This is a genomic window from Subtercola endophyticus, assembly GCF_021044565.1.
Lineage (GTDB): Bacteria > Actinomycetota > Actinomycetes > Actinomycetales > Microbacteriaceae > Subtercola > Subtercola endophyticus.
Genome location: NZ_CP087997.1, coordinates 1,595,168 through 1,612,247 on the forward strand (window position 1 = coordinate 1,595,168; position 17,080 = coordinate 1,612,247).

A 17,080-nucleotide genomic window follows, 5' to 3' on the forward strand; every position below is an offset into this window, starting at 1 on the left:
TTAGTACCAGTTGACCGACTGGGAGTGCGACCAGGCCGAGCACGGCGTTCCGTAGGCCGCGGCGATGTACTTCAGGCCCCAGGTGATCTGCGTGGTGGCGTTGGTGGCCCAATCGTCGGCGACCGACGACATTTTGCTGCCGGGAAGGGCCTGCGGGATGCCCGCGGCACCGCTTGAGGAGTTCGAGGCCTGGTACGACCATCCGGATTCCTTCTGCCAGAGCGACACGAGGCACGAGAACTGGTCGGAACCCCAGCCGTACTGCGACGACGCGAGATTCTCTGCGGTCGCCTTGGCGCCGTCGACGGTGTTCGAGGCGGCGAGCGCATCGGCTGCGGCTTGAGCGGCCGCAGCGGCCTCGGCGGCGGCCTTCGCAGCGGCGGCCGCAGCGGCCTCGGCTGCCAGCCGGTCGGCCTGGGCGGCGGCGGCAGCCGTGTTCTGCGATTCGAACTCGGTCTGCACTGTGAGGCCGACGAGCGCCTGGGTGTCGAGGCTGCTGTAGTCGCGCTTGGTCGTGGTGCTGAGGGAGGCGAGCGACGAGGTGAGGCCGCTCGTGTCGACCTTCGTCGCGGATGCCTCGGCCACCTGCTGCGCGCGAGCGATGGTGTTCATCGCGGTGGCGACGGCGGCCGACTTCGCGACAGTGTCGTCCAGTTGCTGCTGCGTGCGCTGGGTGGCGGCGACGGCTTCGGCGGCCTGGGCCGACGAGACCGAGGTCTGCACGGCGAGTGCTCCGCCGAGAACAAGGCCGGCGGTCACGAGGGCGGTGCCGGCGAGCAGTTTGCGGCCGATGAAGTGGCGGATGGGCATCCTGTCGTGCGCGGTGCGCCGGGGGTGGATGGTGCGCGTGCGGGCGGTGGCGGCGGGTGGGGCGCTGACGGGGGTGGCGCTGGCGGGGCTGGCAGGGCTGGCGGCGCTGGAGGTGTGGCTAGTGCTGGCGGAGCGCAGGCTGCGCCGGGTGGGGTGTTCGGGGTGCATGTATTCCAATGGTCTGGCCGACCGCGTGTCACCCTCGGGGCTGAGGGGCACGGGCATCCGCGAGAGCATCGGGCTGGGTAGGGCACGGGGCTTTTGCGCACGCCACATCGTCGCCAGAGGCGAGACGCGGCTAACAGGTACGCGGAGAGACAGTCGGTGTCGAAGCGGCCGCACGCGGTTCTGGGTGCTGGCCGAAGCCCGGGGCTGACGCTAGGTGCCTGCGCCGCGGGCGAAGTGACTACCGTAACCGGCATTTCTGAGCGCAGCCTCAACTGCGGCTGGCAGAACCCTGGCTGCAGGTGCCGCCGACGCAGGCAGCGTGGCCGGCGCGCACCCTCGACGCCACATCGCCGCAGGTGATTTCAGCGGAGATTTCGACACGGTAGGGGCTATAGCGCCGTGCCCCATCGATTTCTCCTACGTTTTCACATACCCGACCGCCGGCCAGGTGACGCCGGCAGCGCGCGCCGCGCCGGCAGCGCGCTACGGCTCCTTGCGCGCCCGGCTCGGCTGAACGCGCGGCGGCTCGCCGGGCATCTTCGGGTAGTCGGGAGGGAACGGCAGCTCGCCGAGCCCCGCCTCGAGGTCGCGAGCCCACCAGCCGAGCAAGGTGTCGATGACCCCCGGATGCTCGTTCATGGCGCCCCACGGGTCGCCGACGGTCTTCAACCGATCGGGCACCGTGTGAATCGTGAAGGCCTTCGGGTCGGCGGTCTCGAGCTCGTCCCACGTGATCGGGGTCGACACGGGAGCGTGCGCAAGGGCGCGCGGACTGTACGCACCGGCCATCGTTCGGTCGCGGTTCGCCTGATTGAAGTCCACGAAGATACGCTCGCCACGCTCTTCTTTCCACCATGCCGTGGTGACCTTCTCGGGCATCCGCCGCTCGAGTTCGCGGGCAGCCGCGATGACGGCATGGCGCACATCGAGAAACTCGTGCACCGGTTCGATCGGCGCAAAAACGTGCAGACCACGGTTGCCGGAGGTCTTAATGAAGGCGTCGAGCCCAGCCTCTTCGAGCACTTTGCGTAGCTCGAGGGCGGCCGGAATGGCGTCGTCGAAGTCGGTTCCGGGCTGCGGGTCGAGGTCGATGCGCAACTGATCGGGGTTGTCGGAGTTCTCGGCGCGCGACGGCCACGGGTGAAAGACGACCGTGTTCATCTGCACCGCCCACACCGCCGCGGCAGGTTCGTCGATGACGAGCTGCGGATGCGATCGGGCACTCGGGTAGATCACCGTCACCGCGCGAATGTACGCAGGCGCCCCGCGCGGCGGATTCTTCGAGAAGAACTGTTCACCGTCGATGCCCTCGGGAAACCGTTGCAGCGACAGCGGACGATCTCCGTTCGCCGTGACAAAGGCCTCCCCCACGGCGATCATGTAGTTCGCCAGGTCGAGCTTGGTCAGCCCCGACTCCGGCCAGAGCACGCGACTCGGGCTCGAGAGCCGCACCTCACGCGTCTCGTGCGGCCCCTCGACACTGAGCACCACTGCTTCGCTTGCCATGCCTCGACCCTACCCCGCGAGACCTCCTCAGCCGAGAGCGGCTCGTTCGGACGAGAGCGACCGCCCCGGAGGCTCAGCTCGTCCGAACTAATCGCTCTCGCCGCGCCGACACGGCGGAGATCAGCACGACCGCGACCACCGCAGCCGCCACGAGCGCGAGAGCGAGCAACCCCGACGCGCCCGGCACCGCGAACGCTAGGATCACGCCTATCAGCACCGGAGCGAGCACCCCGACGGATGCCCAACGCACCGCCTGCCGCAGCGGAGTGCCGTACCGCAGCACCGCGAGCGCATTCGTCGCGTAGAACAGAGCGAGCCCGCCGCAGAGGCACACCAATGCGCCGTACGAGAGCGGCTCTGTGGGATCCGCCACCGCCGTCGCCAGCCCCGCGGCGAACATCGTCACACTCACCACCACGAGGTACGGCAAGAACATCACGGTGTCGAGCAGCCCGGCGACGCTGTGCCGTTCGTTCAGGGCTTCGAGGCCCTGCTCGATGACCCCGACGCCGCCCACGAAGAATCCCCAGGCGATGAGACCGACCGCCACGAATCCCAGCAGGGCAGCGAGGGCAGCCGCCGGAGTGAAGCTCTCGCTGAGCGCCGCCACCAGACTGAGCACCGATTCGCCCATCAAAATGATCATGAACAACCCGAGACGCTCGCTCGCGTGAGCGACATCGACGCGCAGCGTTCTGAACACGCTGTTGCTGCCGACCCGCAACAGCAGCACCTCGATCAGTATGGCGATGCCCCAGAGCACGAAGTTCACCGGCTCGGGCACGAACACCGAGACCAGCCAGATGACGGCCGTCACCCCGTTGTAGACCACCGTTCGGGCGATGTGCGGCCGGTCATCCGGTGCAGTGGATGCCCGCACCCGCGCTCGCGCCCGATAGACCCAGAGCCCCAGAAGTATGAGCCGCAGCGCTACGTTCGCCAGCGCGAAGGCCCACGCTCGATCGGCCGTCACGGTCACTGAAGCGGCCATCACGCCGATGGTCGCCATCGCCGCCAGCAGCGCCGGCCCGATGATGCGCCGCGGCAACTCGGGCAGCACATTGACGCACACCATGATGTTGCACCAGGCCCACCACGCCGGAATCGACCACGCGACGAACGTCGCGAACTCGGCCGGCCCGGGCGCACCGTGCAGCCCGTGCGCCAACTGCGTGATGAACGCCACCATCGCCAGGTCGAAGAACAGCTCGATCCAGTCGACCCGACGCCCGCCGTCGACGGCCGCGCCCGCCGCGCTTGCCTCGCCTGCCTCACTCATCGCCGCGCTCGCCTTCCGCTCATCACCCCCGCCCGCCTGGGGACTCGCGTGCTCTGCTGTGTCTACGCGGACTCTGACTGGTCGTATTCGTTGCGCGCGTCGATGATGACGGACATGTGTTCTTTGGCCCATTCTTGCAGCGATCCGAGGAGGGGAACGAGGGTCGCGCCGGCGGGAGTGAGTTGGTATTCGACCTTGGGCGGTATCTGTGGGTAGATGGTGCGGGTGACGAGGCCATCGCGCTCGAGGCCGCGCAGCGTCTGGGTCAGCATTTTCTGCGAAATGCCGTAGACGGTCTTGCGTATCTCGCTGAAACGAAGGGTGCCCCCTGACAGCGAGCCGACGATCAAGACCGTCCAGCGATCTCCGATGCGGTCGAGTACCTGCCGGGTCGGGCAGTCGCGGGTGTACGGATCCCACGGACCTTCACCCATCTCCTGTCGCTCGTCGAGGAGCTCTTTTCCGGCCATATGCTGCTCGTTTCTCTTCTAGAGACTTGGTTACTGCAAAGTGCCTACTTCCGAGAAGCGACGCACTCTCTTACAGTGACCATTGTCCAATGCAACAAAGGAGAAAACAATGGCAAACATCACCGTCATCGGCGGAACCGGCTACGCCGGACGCCACATCACCGCAGCAGCGAGCCGCCGCGGCCACACGGTCACGGTGCTCACCCGAACAGCACCCTCCGCGCCCCTCGACGGAGTGAGCTACCTGCAGGGTGACGTGTTCGACGACGTCGTGCTCGCTCAGGCGTTCCACGGCGCAGACGTCGTCATCGCGGCGCTCTCACCCCGTGGGGAGCTGACCGGAAGAATGCTCGCGGCAGTCACCGCACTCGAGCGCCTCAGCGCCTCAACGCACACCCGCCTCGGTGTCGTAGGCGGCGCCGGCTCGCTCTTCGTCGCACCGGGCGGCCCCACGCTCAGCGGAACCGAGGAGTTTCCAGACGAGTTCAAGGCCGAAGCCGCCGAAATGCACGTGGTACTCGACTACCTCCGAGGCGAGAACATCGACGCCGACTGGTTCTACATCAGCCCACCCGCGGGGTTCGGAGACTTCGCCGTCGGTGAATACACCGGCACCTGGCGTGTCGGAGACGAGATCCTCCTCGTCGATGAAGACGGCCAGAGCACCATCTCCGGCGCCGACTTCGGCGAAGTTTTCATCACCGAGATCGAAACACCCGAACACCACAACCAACGCTTCACTGTCGCGTACTAATGAACGCTCAAGAAGTCGTCGACAAATTCTTCACCGCCTACTACCTCGGCGACGAGACGGGCACTCGTGCCATCATCGCCGACGACCTCCGTCTCGACGGGCCGTTTGCGAGCACGCGAACCGCTGAAGAATTCATCGAGGTCGCCAAAGGCCTCATGCAGATTGTGCGCGGCCACGAGGTGCGCACCTGGGTCGTCAACGGTGAGACTATCGCCGCACTCTACGACATCGTCATCCAAGGCCCGAACGGATCGCGACCACTCACCGTCGGTGGTTTTTTCACCGTCACCAACGACCACGTCGCCACCGCCGAACTCATCTACGACAACGAAGCCTTCCACGCGATCATGAACGGAACACGATAAGAGCAACTATCCGGGTCTCAACAGCTCTCGCCTTGCCCTATGCGGGATGCGAGCCGGAGCTCCCCACCTGGGAAGCCGATAGCGCGAAGTGCGAGCGCAGAGTCGAGCCCTCGTAGTCGGTACGGAACAGGTCACGGCGGCGCAGTTCGGGCAGCAGCTCGCGGTCGAGTTCAGCCACGGAGTTGCCGCCGATGAGCGTGAACCCGTCGGCCGCTCCCCCGCGGAACCAGCGTTCCATCTCGTCGGCGACGCTCTGCACCGTGCCGATGAACGCCGCGTGCGGTCCGGAGATCGCCGAGCGTTCGAGAAACTGCCGGTACGTCGGCGGTTCGATCGGTGCACCGTCGAACGCGAGCCGGCGGTACACCTCTATTCGGCTGCGCCGGCCGCCCCACTTCTCGACCCGCTCGCGGCTCGGAAATCGCTCTGTCGGTATGGGCTCGTCAGGATTCAGCCCGCTCAGATCGAGTTCAGGAAACTCCACCTCCAGGTCTTTCAGGATGCTCGTGATGCGGTGCTCGGTCACCGCCGCCGCACGAGCCGACGCCCACGCCTCCTCGTCGGTTGCGCCGAGATACACGTGCAAACCCGGCAGAACGATCACGGATTCCGCGGCCCGACCGGCGCCGACGGCCGCGGCTTTCGTCGCCGCGTAATACTCCTGGGCGATGGTGAATACCGGCGTCGCAGCGAAGATCGCCTCGGCATTACGCCCGGCGAACGCGATCCCCTCAGCTGACGCTCCGGCTTGAAAGACCACCGGATGCCCCTGCGGCGAGCGCGGCACGTCGAGCGCCGCGTCGAGAGTGATGTATTCGCCGTCGACGTGCACATCATGGATGCGCGACACATCCGCCCAGACGCCCGACCGGGCATCCGCCACCACCGCGTCGGGTTGCCAGCTCTGCCAGAGCGCAATGACGGCGTCAAGAAACTCTTGCGCGCGAGCGTACCGTTCGGCCGGAGAGGGAAGCGTTTCGAGGCCGAAGCTCTTCTCGGCGCTGAACGAGGTCACGACGTTCCAGCCCGAGCGCCCGCCGCTCAGCTGGTCGATCGAGGCGAATTGCCGCGCGACGTTGAAGGGATAGTTGTACATCGTCGATGCGGTGCCGATCAGGCCGATCTTCGATGTCGTCGCCGCGATGGCGCCCATGACCGTCATCGGCTCGAACGGCACGGCGGGGTTGGCCGCGATCGCCGTACGGTTCAGGCCGATGAAGTCCACGTAGAAGACGGCATCTAGTTTGGCCGCTTCGGCTGCTCTCGCTCGCGCGATATGACGCTCGAGCGAGACCACTTCGTCGACGAAGTGCGGCGACTCACGCCACGACCGGGACTCGCTGATGAACGGCATGGTCGTGACGAGGGAGAGATGCCGCCGCGATTGCACGAACGGTTCGCCGTCTACGTCTGGTCTGTTCGGCCCGACGGCCTCGTGCGAACGATCTGTCATGAAAGCAACCCCACTGAAGTGAACTGAACAATTCAATACACTAATCGTGCTGGATTTCGCGCACATTTCGTGTCACTACGAAGTGGCTCGTGCTCTAGAGAACCTTCGAGGCAACCACCTCTGGCTGGTCCCACTGCGGCCAGTGGGAAGACTGGCCGATACCCTCAACGACTGCGCTGGGAAAGAGGGCCCCGATGTGCGCAGCGATCGTTGGTGTGAGGTAGGGGTCACCTTCACCGAACGCAACCACAACGGGAGTGGTGAGTCTTCCGAGATCGCCGGCCCGCACGCGTGCGTCATTCTGAGCGAGCCCGGGGTATAGCGTTGCCGTCCACTTACGAATGGCGACCCGGGCATCGGGCTGATTCTCGCTGCCGTAGTACTGCGGCAGGATCGAATGTTCGGCGACACTATCGGCTCCCGAGGGATCGATGCCGAACTGCTTTCCCGAGAAACCAAGCAGCCAGCCCCGCAGCTGCTGATCGTTCATGATGGCGTCCGAGAGCAGGCTGAGTTCTGGTGTGCCAAACAGCCGAATCATGTCGGGAAGCTTCAGCTCTGGGTCTGAATCGAAGTAGCCGTTCAACAAGACCAGCTTCGCCACCCGATCCGGATGATCCAGGGTGACGTTCACGGCGACAGGAACACTTGCATCGTGCCCGACGAGCGTCGCTCCTGTGATCGCGAGTTCTTCCAGTACTGCCACCAGTTCAGCCTCAGGACGACCTTCGCTCCACGGCTCGTCGTCGCGAGGTGAGAGCCCATAGCCTCCGAAGTCGATCGCCACCACTCGTCGACCTTCGAGAAATGGTACGAGCTTGTCGTAGATGGTTGCGTCGTCAGGAAAACCGTGAAGCAGCACAATGGCCGGTTCCTCACCCGGTTGCTCTCCGACCCAGATCGAAGACGTCCCGGCCGAAACGATGTGCTTCTGCGGATAGTTGAATCGGTCTGTCATGATTCCCTCTCGTGTTGCTCTTCAGTTGGGTCATTGGGCGCTTCAGTGGGCACGAAGCTCGGATGGTGCTTGACGAACGCGTCAGCGAGTTCTTGCGGGCGTTCCGCCGGGATCCAGTGACTCGCGCCAGCGAACACCTCCAAGTTGTAGGAGCCGGTGACGAAACGTTTCGTGAGGTCGGTGCCCGTTCGTCCGAGCAGGGTGTCTTCGTCTCCCCAGACGAACGTCGTCGGCACTGTGATCTTTCTGGTCATCGCGCGCTGATTCGACACGAGCAAGCCGCGGTACCAGTTGATGCCTGATGTCAGGGCTCCAGACTCGACCACGTTGATGTTCACCGCTGAGATGTCAACGTCGGCCATTCCGGATTGCCGGAGGTTTCGGTCGAACGATCGAGGGAAGAGCGTGAAGAGGAGTTCGGGAATCAGCGGCAGTTGGAACAGAACGATGTAGTAGCTCTGGATGAGTTGTTTGCTGCGAAGATCGGCGATGGCCAGGAGATAGGCGGCATAGTGAGGAACGGATACTGCGGTCAGCGAGCTGATGAGGTCTGGCCGGGCGGCTGCTGCAGACCAGGCCAGAAGCGATCCCCAGTCGTGTCCAATCAGATGTACGGGCCTGCCCCCTGCTGCACCGATGAGGGCGACGACATCACTGACGATCCGAGATGATCGGTAGCGCCAGCGACCCCGTGCGCGGGAGCTCGTTTCGTATCCGCGCAGGGTCGGCGCGAGCGTGCGATAGCCGGCCTCGTTCAGCGCAGCGGCGGTTGGTTCCCATGCTTCGCCGGTTTGCGGAAACCCGTGGAGAAGAATGATGACTTCACCGTCGATGGGCCCGGTATCGGCGACGGAGAACGTGAGGCCTTCGTTCTCGAAGGTGTCGATGCGGGTTGGGCTGGTAGCGCCAGAAGGGGTCACGGCGCTATTTCCGCAAGAAGGTGAGGAGGTCGTTGTTGATCTGATCTTGGTGAGTCGCTGTCAGGCCGTGCGGTGCGCCCGGGTAGTAGATTTCTTCGGCACCGGGAATGAGTTGGGCGGACTTGTAGCCCGCATCTTTGATGGGAACGATTTGGTCGTCTTCTCCGTGCATCACCAGGGCAGGCACATCGAACGCTTTCAGGTCGTCGGTGAAGTCCGTTTCGGAGAAGGCTTTGATGCTCTCGTATGCATTCTTTGAGCCTGCCTGCATGCCCCAGAGCCAGAACTGCGACAGGAGCCCCTCAGAGACGTTCGAGCCTTCACGGTTCGCGCCGTAGAACGGAAGAGCGAGCTCCTTGTAGAACTGTGATCGGTCGCCGGCGACGCCCGCGCGAAGTCCGTCGAAGACGCTGATGGGGAGGCCTTCAGGATTGGTATCGCTGACGAGCATGATCGGTGGGACCGCAGCGATCAGTACCGCTTTGGCAACTCGTTTCGTGCCGTGACGGCCAATATAGCGTGCCACCTCGCCTCCACCTGTGGAGTGGCCGACGAGCGCCGCGCCGGTGATGTCGAGGGCGTCGAGTACAGCGCCGAGATCGTCTGCGTACCCGTTCATGTCGTTGCCGCCAGAGGGCTGGCTCGAGCGGCCATGACCTCGTCGGTCATGCGCGATCACTCGGAACCCTTCACCGACGAGAAACTGCATCTGCCCATCCCACGCGTCGGCGCTGAGAGGCCAGCCGTGCGAGAAGGTCACAACAGGGCCTTCTCCCCAGTCCTTGTAATAGAGGTCTGTGCCGTCGGACGTAGTGATGTAGCTCATGGTCTGTCTCCTTCTGATTGCGGCTGTCTGGCTGATTGCGGATCTCTAGCTGATTACGGATCTCTGGCTGATTGCAGCTGTCTGCGCCGTTTCGGTCACGACCTCATGAAAAAACGGGGTGGGGAGTTTTGAGGGGATGGATAGTCGCGTCGCAGTGAAGGACTCCCCCAGGGGGTGAACGGTGGACTGCGTCATTTATGTGCCACTTTCGATGGGTTCTGCGTGATCAGTAGCCCCGAGACGACGCCCGAGCTCGCGGCCGCGTCTGCTTCGGATCGTCATCACTATCGACCCCGCTGCTACGAAAAGAACGAAGGAGGTCACGATCGCCAGCAGGGCCCAGCCCACGAACACAGAACCGGGAAACGGGCTGAGGCCCAGCCACCTGATGCTGAAGTTGGTGGCCGCGCCGAGAGGGAAGGTGAAGGTCCAGAAAGACATCGAGAACGGGATCTTGCGGTATTCCGGAATGAGCAGAAGCTGGAGTGCGGCCAGTATCACCACGATTCCGACGAAGCCAAAACCGACTTGGTCGGCGACTTGTCCGTTCAGCAACAACCAGGCCGTGCCTCCGACAGCCGGCGGTGCGAGCAAGATGGCAAGTCCTGGCCTGACCCCTTCGGGCAACGGCCCTCGCGTGATGAGTCTGCCGGTCACTACCGTGCCGATTACCAGCCAGAAGAAGAGTCCCGCTCCGAACGCTGCGGCCGCCCCGGGGGAAGCGTGCACACTGCTCAAGCTGATGCTCGCAATGAAGGCGCCTGCGACGACGGGGAGAAAGTAGCCGGGATGCAGTTGGTCGATGTTCACGGTGCCGGTCAGCCACCGTCGAAGGAGCTGTGCTGCCACGATCAGCAGCGCGAGCACCAGGATCCAGTCGCACCAAACGGCAGCCCCACCCAAGTACGTTCCGAAGTGGGTCAGCAGAAGCAGCCCGATCACCGGGAGGAATGACGTAAGCGGCCCGATGACAGGGTGATCGAGGTCGGCTCTAAGACCGCCAGCCGTGGTACTCCTCTGCCAAAGGTAGAGGCCACCGATCAGGATCCACAGCACCCCACCGACGCTCCAGAGCAGGCCGGCCACCCAGCCCGGGGCCTGCAGCGCCACTTCGGCTGCCGTCCACGCACCGGCCAGCCCGCATGTTCCCAAGGGAATGCCCAGATGGGGCAGACCGATACGTGGCAGCGTGTGCTTCATGTGGCGCCTTACCTCGAGACGGCTTGCCTATTCGAGTGACTTGGCCGCGGAGACGATGACTCGGGTGACGTGCAGGGGTTCCGCAACCATCGAGAGGTGCGGGGCGTGGCCCTCGACGACGGTGCCTTTGGCGCGTTCGGCCATGGCGTGCTGCTGTGCCGGGGGAAGCACGTTGTCGGCTGTTCCGATGAAGAACCAGCTCGGAATCGTCTTCCAGGCCGGCTCGCCCGAGAACGGGGTGCCGATGGCCGCGAGAGTTACCGGGCTTTGCCCGACGGCGAGAACCGCCGCTTCGGCTTTCGGCAGGCTAGCGGCGAAGATCTCATGGAACTTGTCGATCTTGATGTAGCTGTCGTAGTCGCCCTGCGAAGCATCCGGCGCCGGCAGAACGAAGTCGAAGACGGTCGTCGGGTCGGGAACGTTGAGCAAGGAGCCGGGCAAGGCGTTCGACAGCGACTGCGTGCTGTCGCCGTCATCGGGTGCGTACGCGTCGATGTAGACGAGCGCTTTGACATCACTGTGTGTGAGCGCTGCCCCGGTGATCAGCATTCCGCCGTAGGAGTGTGCGGCCAGCACGACAGGGCCGCTGGTCTTTTGAGCGAGGAAGTCCGCGACAGCCTTCGTGTCGTTGGCCAATCCGCGAAGCGGGTTGGGTGCGACGAGCACCGTGTATCCCTCGAGCTGCAGGGCTGCCGTGACCAGGTCGAACGAAGAGCCGTCGGCCCAGGCGCCGTGGACTAAAACGATTGTTGGCTTCATGAGGTGTCCTTTTTCGAGTTCAGGGCGTGCTGGCTGCCCCCTGTGACCACAAGTATGTGGTCGCCTGGCGCCGGCGTCTCATGCCGAATGTGCATACCTCGCGGTCTCGGCATCCCTTTTTGCATAAGCCCTCGCGAGCCTTGCTCGGGAAGGCTCAGAGCGACCACGGTGGAGAGAATGTGTGTCCTCCTGCGGTGGCGGTGAAACCGACCGGGCTGATCACGATCGCCTGCGCGGGAGCGTCTGAGTCGTTGCCCAACTCGATCAGCACGCCGGGAGTGAGGATGATCGCGTCTCCCGCGGCGGCGACAACCGTTTTGTCGCCCACTGTGCCCCACACTTGGCCTGAACCGACGACGACGATTTGTTCGTGGCTGAGCGAGTGCGCTCCACTGGAACTGTTCGGTGGCAGGTCGACGAACCAGGTGGAGAGTTCAACGGAGCCTCGAGAGGGAACCGCGAGAGATCTGATCCGAAGGTTTCCCAGGTGGAATTCGGGAGCATCATTCAACGTGGCTAGTGGCATGACGGTTCGCCTTCGAGGTTCGTTAGTGCGCGGGTCGTTGCTTCAAGACTGCAACATCGAGCCCGGCACGCCCATCCGTGAGACGAATAAGCGCATGCGCGATTCGCATAGCTCGGGTCGGCCGGGTCATTCAGAGGGGCGCGCCTGCATGAAGAGGCGGGTCGCATCGAGCAGATCTGAGGCCAATGCGCGGTCTGGCAGCGCACGCGAGATAGCCGACGCGCCGGCAAGCGCCGAGAGCGTCGCCAGCACGAGCTTTGTTTTCTGACCGGGCGTCTCCCCCGGCGCCTCGAGCCCGGCGAGCAGCGCAACCAGGCCGTCGATGCCTCGGGCGAAGGCCTGCCTTGTCGCAGTCTCTGGAGCGCTCTCGGATATCTCACTGCTGAGCACGAGCACCGAGATGCCGAGCTTCATGTCACGGCGGTCGGGTGACGTCAGGTAGACCGCAGCCATTGCCGAGAGGGTGGGGCGCAGCTGGTTCGAGTGAGCCGCGCCAAGCACTCCGACGGCCTCTTGCTGCATCGCGAATGCAAGATCGACGACCTGGCTCAGAAAGTCGTCTTTCGAGGTGAAGTAGTTGTAGAAGCCTCCGGGCGTCATGCCTGCCGCCGACATGGCCTTCGGGATGGTCAGCGCGCCTGGGTCGTGTTCGGCAATGAATCGAACGGCGGCTTTCAGCACTTCGGTCTTGTGCCGGTCAGCGTCAGCTCGTGATGAACGCCCCATCGCGGTCTCCTGTTTCGGTGTCGCAGTTCAGTCGCCTTCGACGACGCCGGCGCCGAGCGCCCGAAGCCGGTCGGCCCGCTCGTCGTCGTGATGCACAAGCGCACGCACATCGAACCCTCGATCGGCGAGAGCCGCTACGGTGGCGAATCCGGTCGACCCGTTTGCGTCGCTGACGAGCAGCGTTGACCTGCTCATATGTTGTTCCCACTGTGCTGTCGTGTACCGGTCGTCCGGGCAGGTCCGTCGGTTTGCGGCTGGCGAGCATGGCCGGGCATCTCGAGCTGGTTGACGCCCGGAAATTCAGAGACGGCCAGCCGGAGAAACAGAGAGGCGGCGATCGATTGCTCGCTGCGATTGCTGGCGAGCCCGATCACTCTGGTGATGGGGCGCGGCGGCTCGGCCACGCACGCGCCGGCGGCCAGGGCTGCCATCGCAACGTTTCGCGGAACCACCGCTACCGCCCGCCCGGCCAACGCTATCGACACCATCAACTCTGGATGGTGTGTCTGGATGGTCGATGCCGGTTGGGTGCCCAGCATCTCGAACAGTTGCTTGCCGGGCTGTTGAGGATGCAGCGATTCCGGCAGGTGAACCAGCGATCGGCCCTGAAGCGCAGACGTGGTGAGCCGATGCATCCGCCCTGCCGCAACGTCGACACCCGCGGCCGGGGCGAAGACAGCCAAATAGTCGTCTTGAAACAGATTCGTGACCGTCAATGACTGAGAACGGATGGGTTGGTCGACCACGGCGAGGTCGCATCTGCCATCTTCGAGCGCCGTGACTGCGGCGGCAGTGGACTCGGAAGCGGCGAATTCCACGTCGACGAGGGGCCGGCCGTCGTGGAATCGCGCGATGAGTCTGCCGATCCGTTCCATTCCTGAGTTGGTCGCTGCGTTCAGCCGGAGCAACGCCGGGGGCCGGTCGCGTGCCGGATTGAGAGCGAGAAGAACATCTTGCGCATCGCGCAGTGCTCGTTCGGCGGGTTCGATGATCGCCTTGCCCGCTTCGGTGAGAAAGACGCCGCGAGCGGTTCGGGTGAAGAGCTTCGAGTGAAGTTCACGCTCGAGAAGGGCGACCCGTCTGGTCAGGGCCGGCTGCGAGATGTACAGCGCGAGTGCGGCAGCAGAAAATGATCCGCACTCGTTGACGGCGACAACGGCTTCGAGCCCGCGGAGATCCATCTCAGAGGCCTCTGGGCGAGTGCTGAAATCTGTTCACGCTCCCAAGCTAGAGAAAAAGACGCTCTTGTCACATGACACGAATGCGCTAAATCGACCCTCTCTTTCGCCGCGTCGGGCGACCCTCGTCGTGGGCACAGCGCGTTTCCGCGATCCGACATAGCACGTCTGTGTCAATGACCAGAAATGGTGTCATCGACGCGCTTTTCAAGGAGTACAGTCGGAAATAAACATGTTAGGCAACATCTATTAGCTCCATTCGTGCGAGGGTCAGATCAACGTGAGCGAGTCAGCATCCGCAGCCCGGGCCGCGCGAGGCCGCGGTGGCCCCAGTCTGCCGACGCGCGGTCGCGATCCAGAGCTCGCAATTCTCACCCGAGCGATCGACACGGTCATCCATGGCCAGGGCGGATGGTTGGTCGTCTCCGGCCAGCCCGGCGCCGGAAAGACGCGCCTGCTGGAGGATGCCAAAGAACGCGCACAGGCCGCAGGAGCGCGATTCTTTTACGGAAGCGGCGACTCCGAGGGCCACCTGACTCCGTTCGCACCGTTGCTGTCTGGCATGGAGGCGGCGGGGGTCGAGTTGCTGGCCGAAGACGAGTTGGCGGGCCTTGAATCCAATCCCGAGAACCGGTTCTGGGTCTTGCAGGAGTTGCAAGACGGGCTCGATCGCGTCTCGCTGGCCGGGCCGATGGTCATTGCAATCGACGACCTCCAATGGTGCGACGACGCGACGCTGCTGGCACTGAAGACACTGCCGCTTCGGCTGTCTGCATCACCGATCCTCTGGATCGTCGCGGTTCGCCAGAGCGCCATGAAAGCCAGCCGAATCACCAGTGTGTTCGAGCGTTACGGTGACATCGGCGAAAGCCAGCTGATCCTCGGGTCGCTATCTGACGCGGCCGTGGCGAGCATGGTCGAAGACGTCGTCGGGGCGACGCCGGATGCGCGGATGCTCCGATCGGTGTTGCAGTCCGAAGGGCTGCCTCTGTATGTGCTCGAACTGCTCGGCGGGCTGGTCGACGAAGGTTTGATCTCGTCTGAGAACGGGGTCGCCCACCTCATCGGATCCGCCGTTCCCCAGCGCTTTCGCGAATCGGTGAAGAGTCGCGTCAGTGCGCTTTCGCCCCAGTGTCGCCAGATCCTGGAGGTCGCCTCCGTCATCGGTCGCACCTTCCAGCTGGAAGTATTGGCTGACATGCTCGACGTGAGCGTCGGAGACCTGATCGACCCGGTGCGTGAGGCCGTCGACGCGGGCCTCCTCTTGGAGGTCGGCGACCTCCGGTTCTCACACGACCTGTTCAGAGAAATCATCGAAGAGAGCGTTCCCTCCACAGCGCATCGCATCCTTCGGCGCAAGGTCATCGACGTTCAGCTCGCCCGTGGCGGCAATGTCGTCGAAGTTGCCACCATGCTCGCCGACAGCGCCCAGCCCGGAGATGTGGATGCGGTGATGGTGCTCCGAAGCGCCGCACGCCAGCTCAGCTCCTTGACCCCCTCTACGGCGGCAGATCTTGCCGTTCGCGCGCTTGAACTCTCGCCCGGCCACGATCCAGAACGAGCTGAAATCGTGTCAGAGGCGGCCACCTACCTCTGGCAGGCCGGCCAAGCCATTCAAGCGCGACGGCTTATCGACAAAGAACTCTCTGGCGCCGCCTCGGGAGAAGAAGAGGCGCTGCTCCGACTCGGTGTGACGCGAATGTCCAGCCAGTTCTCGTTCGCCGAAGCAGTCAGACAGGCGACCATCGCGCTGGCGCTTCCAAACATCTCCGACTCGACACGGCAGAATCTCGAAGCGCAGCTCGCGCTGAACACGTTGATGACCGCCGACGTTCAGCGTCCCGTCGATATCACAACAGCCTCGCCCGACAATCTGGCTGTGCTCGCAACCTTCACCATCGCGCGTGCCTCACGGCAGTTCTACGGCGGCAAGTGGGAGCCTGCGTTTGCGTCTGCACACGAGGCCCTCATCATCGCCGACCATGCCCAAATCAGGTATCGCACCTTCCACAACGAAGCCATCTTTCTCAGCTTCATGTACGTCAGCGCCGGTGACATCGCGAATGCGCTACGAGAAGCAGACCGAGGCATCCAGGAGACAACTCGTCTTCGACAAGGCGGCGGGCTTCGCCTGTGGATCATGGCGCGCTCGCGCGTTCTGCTCGACGCCGGCAGACTCGCTGACGCGGCCGTAGAGGCGCACGCACTGCTCGAGATGGTCGACGAACTCGGCCCCGGTAACTTCGCCGATATCACTGCGATCTACACACTTGTGAGAGTCGCACTCTACGAAGGCGACGAAGACGCCATCCGGTCATACCGAGCCGACTCCCAACGAATGTTCGGCGACGAGGCCGCCCGAATTCGAAATCTCGGATCGTGGCTGTTGTCGCTGATCGCCCACTGGCACGGCGAATGGAACACCGCCATCGAATTGGCACTCCCCGTGCTCGAACGGCTCGGCCTGCCCGGCCCGTACTTCTCGGGCTCGACCGACGCAGCCGACGATGTGATCTTCGTTCGACTGGCTCTCAGAACCGGCCACCGTCAGGGTGCCGAAGCAATGGTCGCTTTCGCCGAAGCACGCGCTGCGGAGAACCGGCCGTTCCCGATCCTCCGCGCCACCGCGATGCACGCCCGGGCCCTCCTGACAGACGACCGGTCGCTGCTCAGTAAAGCTGTCGTTCTGCTTGAATCGATCGACCGGCCCGTCGTTCTCGGCTCCGCGCTCGAAGATCTCGGGCGGATCACCGCCGAGAGTGATCCCGCTTCAGCGATAGAGCACTTCAAGAACGCATCGAAGCTCTACGCCGACGCCGGTGCATTCAACGAAGAGCGCCGCATCAACCGCAGGCTGGCCGATCTGGGCGCACCACCCGAAGTCGAATCTGCGGCCGGCACGGGGGCGGCCGGCACCGGGGCGTGGTCGACCTTGTCTGCCGCGCAACGCTCGGTCGCCTCGCTCATTGTGCAGGGCCTCACAAACCGCCAGGTCGCCGAGAAGCTGAACCTCTCCCCGCATACGGTCAACGCGCATCTGCGCTTCGCTTTCACAAAATTGGGTGTGCATTCCCGAGTCGAACTTGCCGGCCTGTACCACCAACTGCAAAGCGCCAACCCAGACCTGTAACCGCAGAACCGTCACAACGCATCCGCGCGGCTCGATGCCACAAATGCTCCAG

At 64.0% G+C, this 17,080-nt stretch carries 17 protein-coding genes; 3 read left to right on the top strand and 14 right to left on the bottom strand.

Annotated elements, in window-relative coordinates:
* From LQ955_RS07540 to LQ955_RS07555, 4 genes are all read right to left on the bottom strand, one after another.
* Positions 1-1,035, bottom strand: a complete 1,035-nt coding sequence (locus LQ955_RS07540; protein ID WP_231027554.1) for an aggregation-promoting factor C-terminal-like domain-containing protein — start codon at positions 1,033-1,035, stop codon at positions 1-3.
* A gap of 426 nt (positions 1,036-1,461) precedes the next feature.
* Positions 1,462-2,484, bottom strand: a complete 1,023-nt coding sequence (ligD, locus tag LQ955_RS07545; RefSeq protein ID WP_231027555.1) for a non-homologous end-joining DNA ligase — start codon at positions 2,482-2,484, stop codon at positions 1,462-1,464.
* A gap of 73 nt (positions 2,485-2,557) precedes the next feature.
* Complete coding sequence (locus LQ955_RS07550; RefSeq protein ID WP_231027556.1) at positions 2,558-3,763, bottom strand: low temperature requirement protein A; 1,206 nt, start codon at positions 3,761-3,763, stop codon at positions 2,558-2,560.
* A 62-nt stretch (positions 3,764-3,825) separates the two neighbouring features.
* Positions 3,826-4,233, bottom strand: a complete 408-nt coding sequence (locus tag LQ955_RS07555) for a winged helix-turn-helix transcriptional regulator (protein WP_231027557.1) — start codon at positions 4,231-4,233, stop codon at positions 3,826-3,828.
* A 109-nt stretch (positions 4,234-4,342) separates the two neighbouring features.
* Here LQ955_RS07555 and LQ955_RS07560 point away from each other — a divergent pair, with 109 nt between their 5' ends.
* Positions 4,343-4,987, top strand: a complete 645-nt coding sequence (locus LQ955_RS07560) for an NAD(P)-dependent oxidoreductase (RefSeq protein WP_231027558.1) — start codon at positions 4,343-4,345, stop codon at positions 4,985-4,987.
* On the top strand, positions 4,987-5,352 hold the full coding sequence (locus tag LQ955_RS07565; RefSeq protein WP_231027559.1) for a nuclear transport factor 2 family protein: 366 nt from the start codon (positions 4,987-4,989) through the stop codon (positions 5,350-5,352). Before LQ955_RS07560 ends, LQ955_RS07565 begins: the two co-directional genes overlap by 1 nt.
* 37 nt (positions 5,353-5,389) lie before the next feature.
* Here the strand turns inward: LQ955_RS07565 and LQ955_RS07570 are convergent, their stop codons facing one another.
* From LQ955_RS07570 to LQ955_RS07615, 10 genes are all read right to left on the bottom strand, one after another.
* Complete coding sequence (locus LQ955_RS07570) at positions 5,390-6,805, bottom strand: NtaA/DmoA family FMN-dependent monooxygenase (protein ID WP_231027560.1); 1,416 nt, start codon at positions 6,803-6,805, stop codon at positions 5,390-5,392.
* A gap of 94 nt (positions 6,806-6,899) precedes the next feature.
* The gene (locus LQ955_RS07575) at positions 6,900-7,763 is read right to left on the bottom strand and encodes an alpha/beta fold hydrolase (RefSeq protein ID WP_231027561.1); all 864 of its coding nucleotides are present in this window, start codon (positions 7,761-7,763) and stop codon (positions 6,900-6,902) included.
* Positions 7,760-8,683, bottom strand: coding sequence for an alpha/beta fold hydrolase (locus tag LQ955_RS07580; protein ID WP_231027562.1), 924 nt, complete (start codon positions 8,681-8,683; stop codon positions 7,760-7,762). The genes LQ955_RS07575 and LQ955_RS07580 overlap by 4 nt, the downstream gene beginning before the upstream one ends.
* A gap of 4 nt (positions 8,684-8,687) precedes the next feature.
* The gene (locus tag LQ955_RS07585) at positions 8,688-9,509 is read right to left on the bottom strand and encodes an alpha/beta fold hydrolase (protein WP_231027563.1); all 822 of its coding nucleotides are present in this window, start codon (positions 9,507-9,509) and stop codon (positions 8,688-8,690) included.
* Between the two features lie 195 nt (positions 9,510-9,704).
* Positions 9,705-10,709: an SLAC1 family transporter gene (locus LQ955_RS07590; RefSeq protein WP_231027564.1), complete on the bottom strand. Its 1,005-nt coding sequence runs from the start codon at positions 10,707-10,709 to the stop codon at positions 9,705-9,707.
* A 27-nt stretch (positions 10,710-10,736) separates the two neighbouring features.
* Entirely contained in the window at positions 10,737-11,468 is a 732-nt protein-coding gene (locus LQ955_RS07595) for an alpha/beta fold hydrolase (RefSeq protein WP_231027565.1), read from the bottom strand.
* A 154-nt stretch (positions 11,469-11,622) separates the two neighbouring features.
* Positions 11,623-11,994, bottom strand: a complete 372-nt coding sequence (locus LQ955_RS07600; RefSeq protein ID WP_231027566.1) for a cupin domain-containing protein — start codon at positions 11,992-11,994, stop codon at positions 11,623-11,625.
* A gap of 126 nt (positions 11,995-12,120) precedes the next feature.
* Positions 12,121-12,720 (bottom strand): TetR/AcrR family transcriptional regulator, encoded by a 600-nt coding sequence (locus tag LQ955_RS07605; protein WP_231027567.1) that lies wholly within the window; start codon positions 12,718-12,720, stop codon positions 12,121-12,123.
* A gap of 27 nt (positions 12,721-12,747) precedes the next feature.
* Positions 12,748-12,915: an NmrA family NAD(P)-binding protein gene (locus tag LQ955_RS07610; RefSeq protein WP_231027568.1), complete on the bottom strand. Its 168-nt coding sequence runs from the start codon at positions 12,913-12,915 to the stop codon at positions 12,748-12,750.
* On the bottom strand, positions 12,912-13,901 hold the full coding sequence (locus LQ955_RS07615; protein WP_231027569.1) for a LysR family transcriptional regulator: 990 nt from the start codon (positions 13,899-13,901) through the stop codon (positions 12,912-12,914). Before LQ955_RS07615 ends, LQ955_RS07610 begins: the two co-directional genes overlap by 4 nt.
* A gap of 277 nt (positions 13,902-14,178) precedes the next feature.
* On the opposite strand from LQ955_RS07615, the gene LQ955_RS07620 reads away from it, so the two are divergent.
* A complete protein-coding gene (locus LQ955_RS07620; RefSeq protein ID WP_231027570.1) occupies positions 14,179-17,028 on the top strand; it encodes an ATP-binding protein in 2,850 nt (949 codons plus the stop codon).
* Positions 17,029-17,080: the final 52 nt, after the last annotated feature.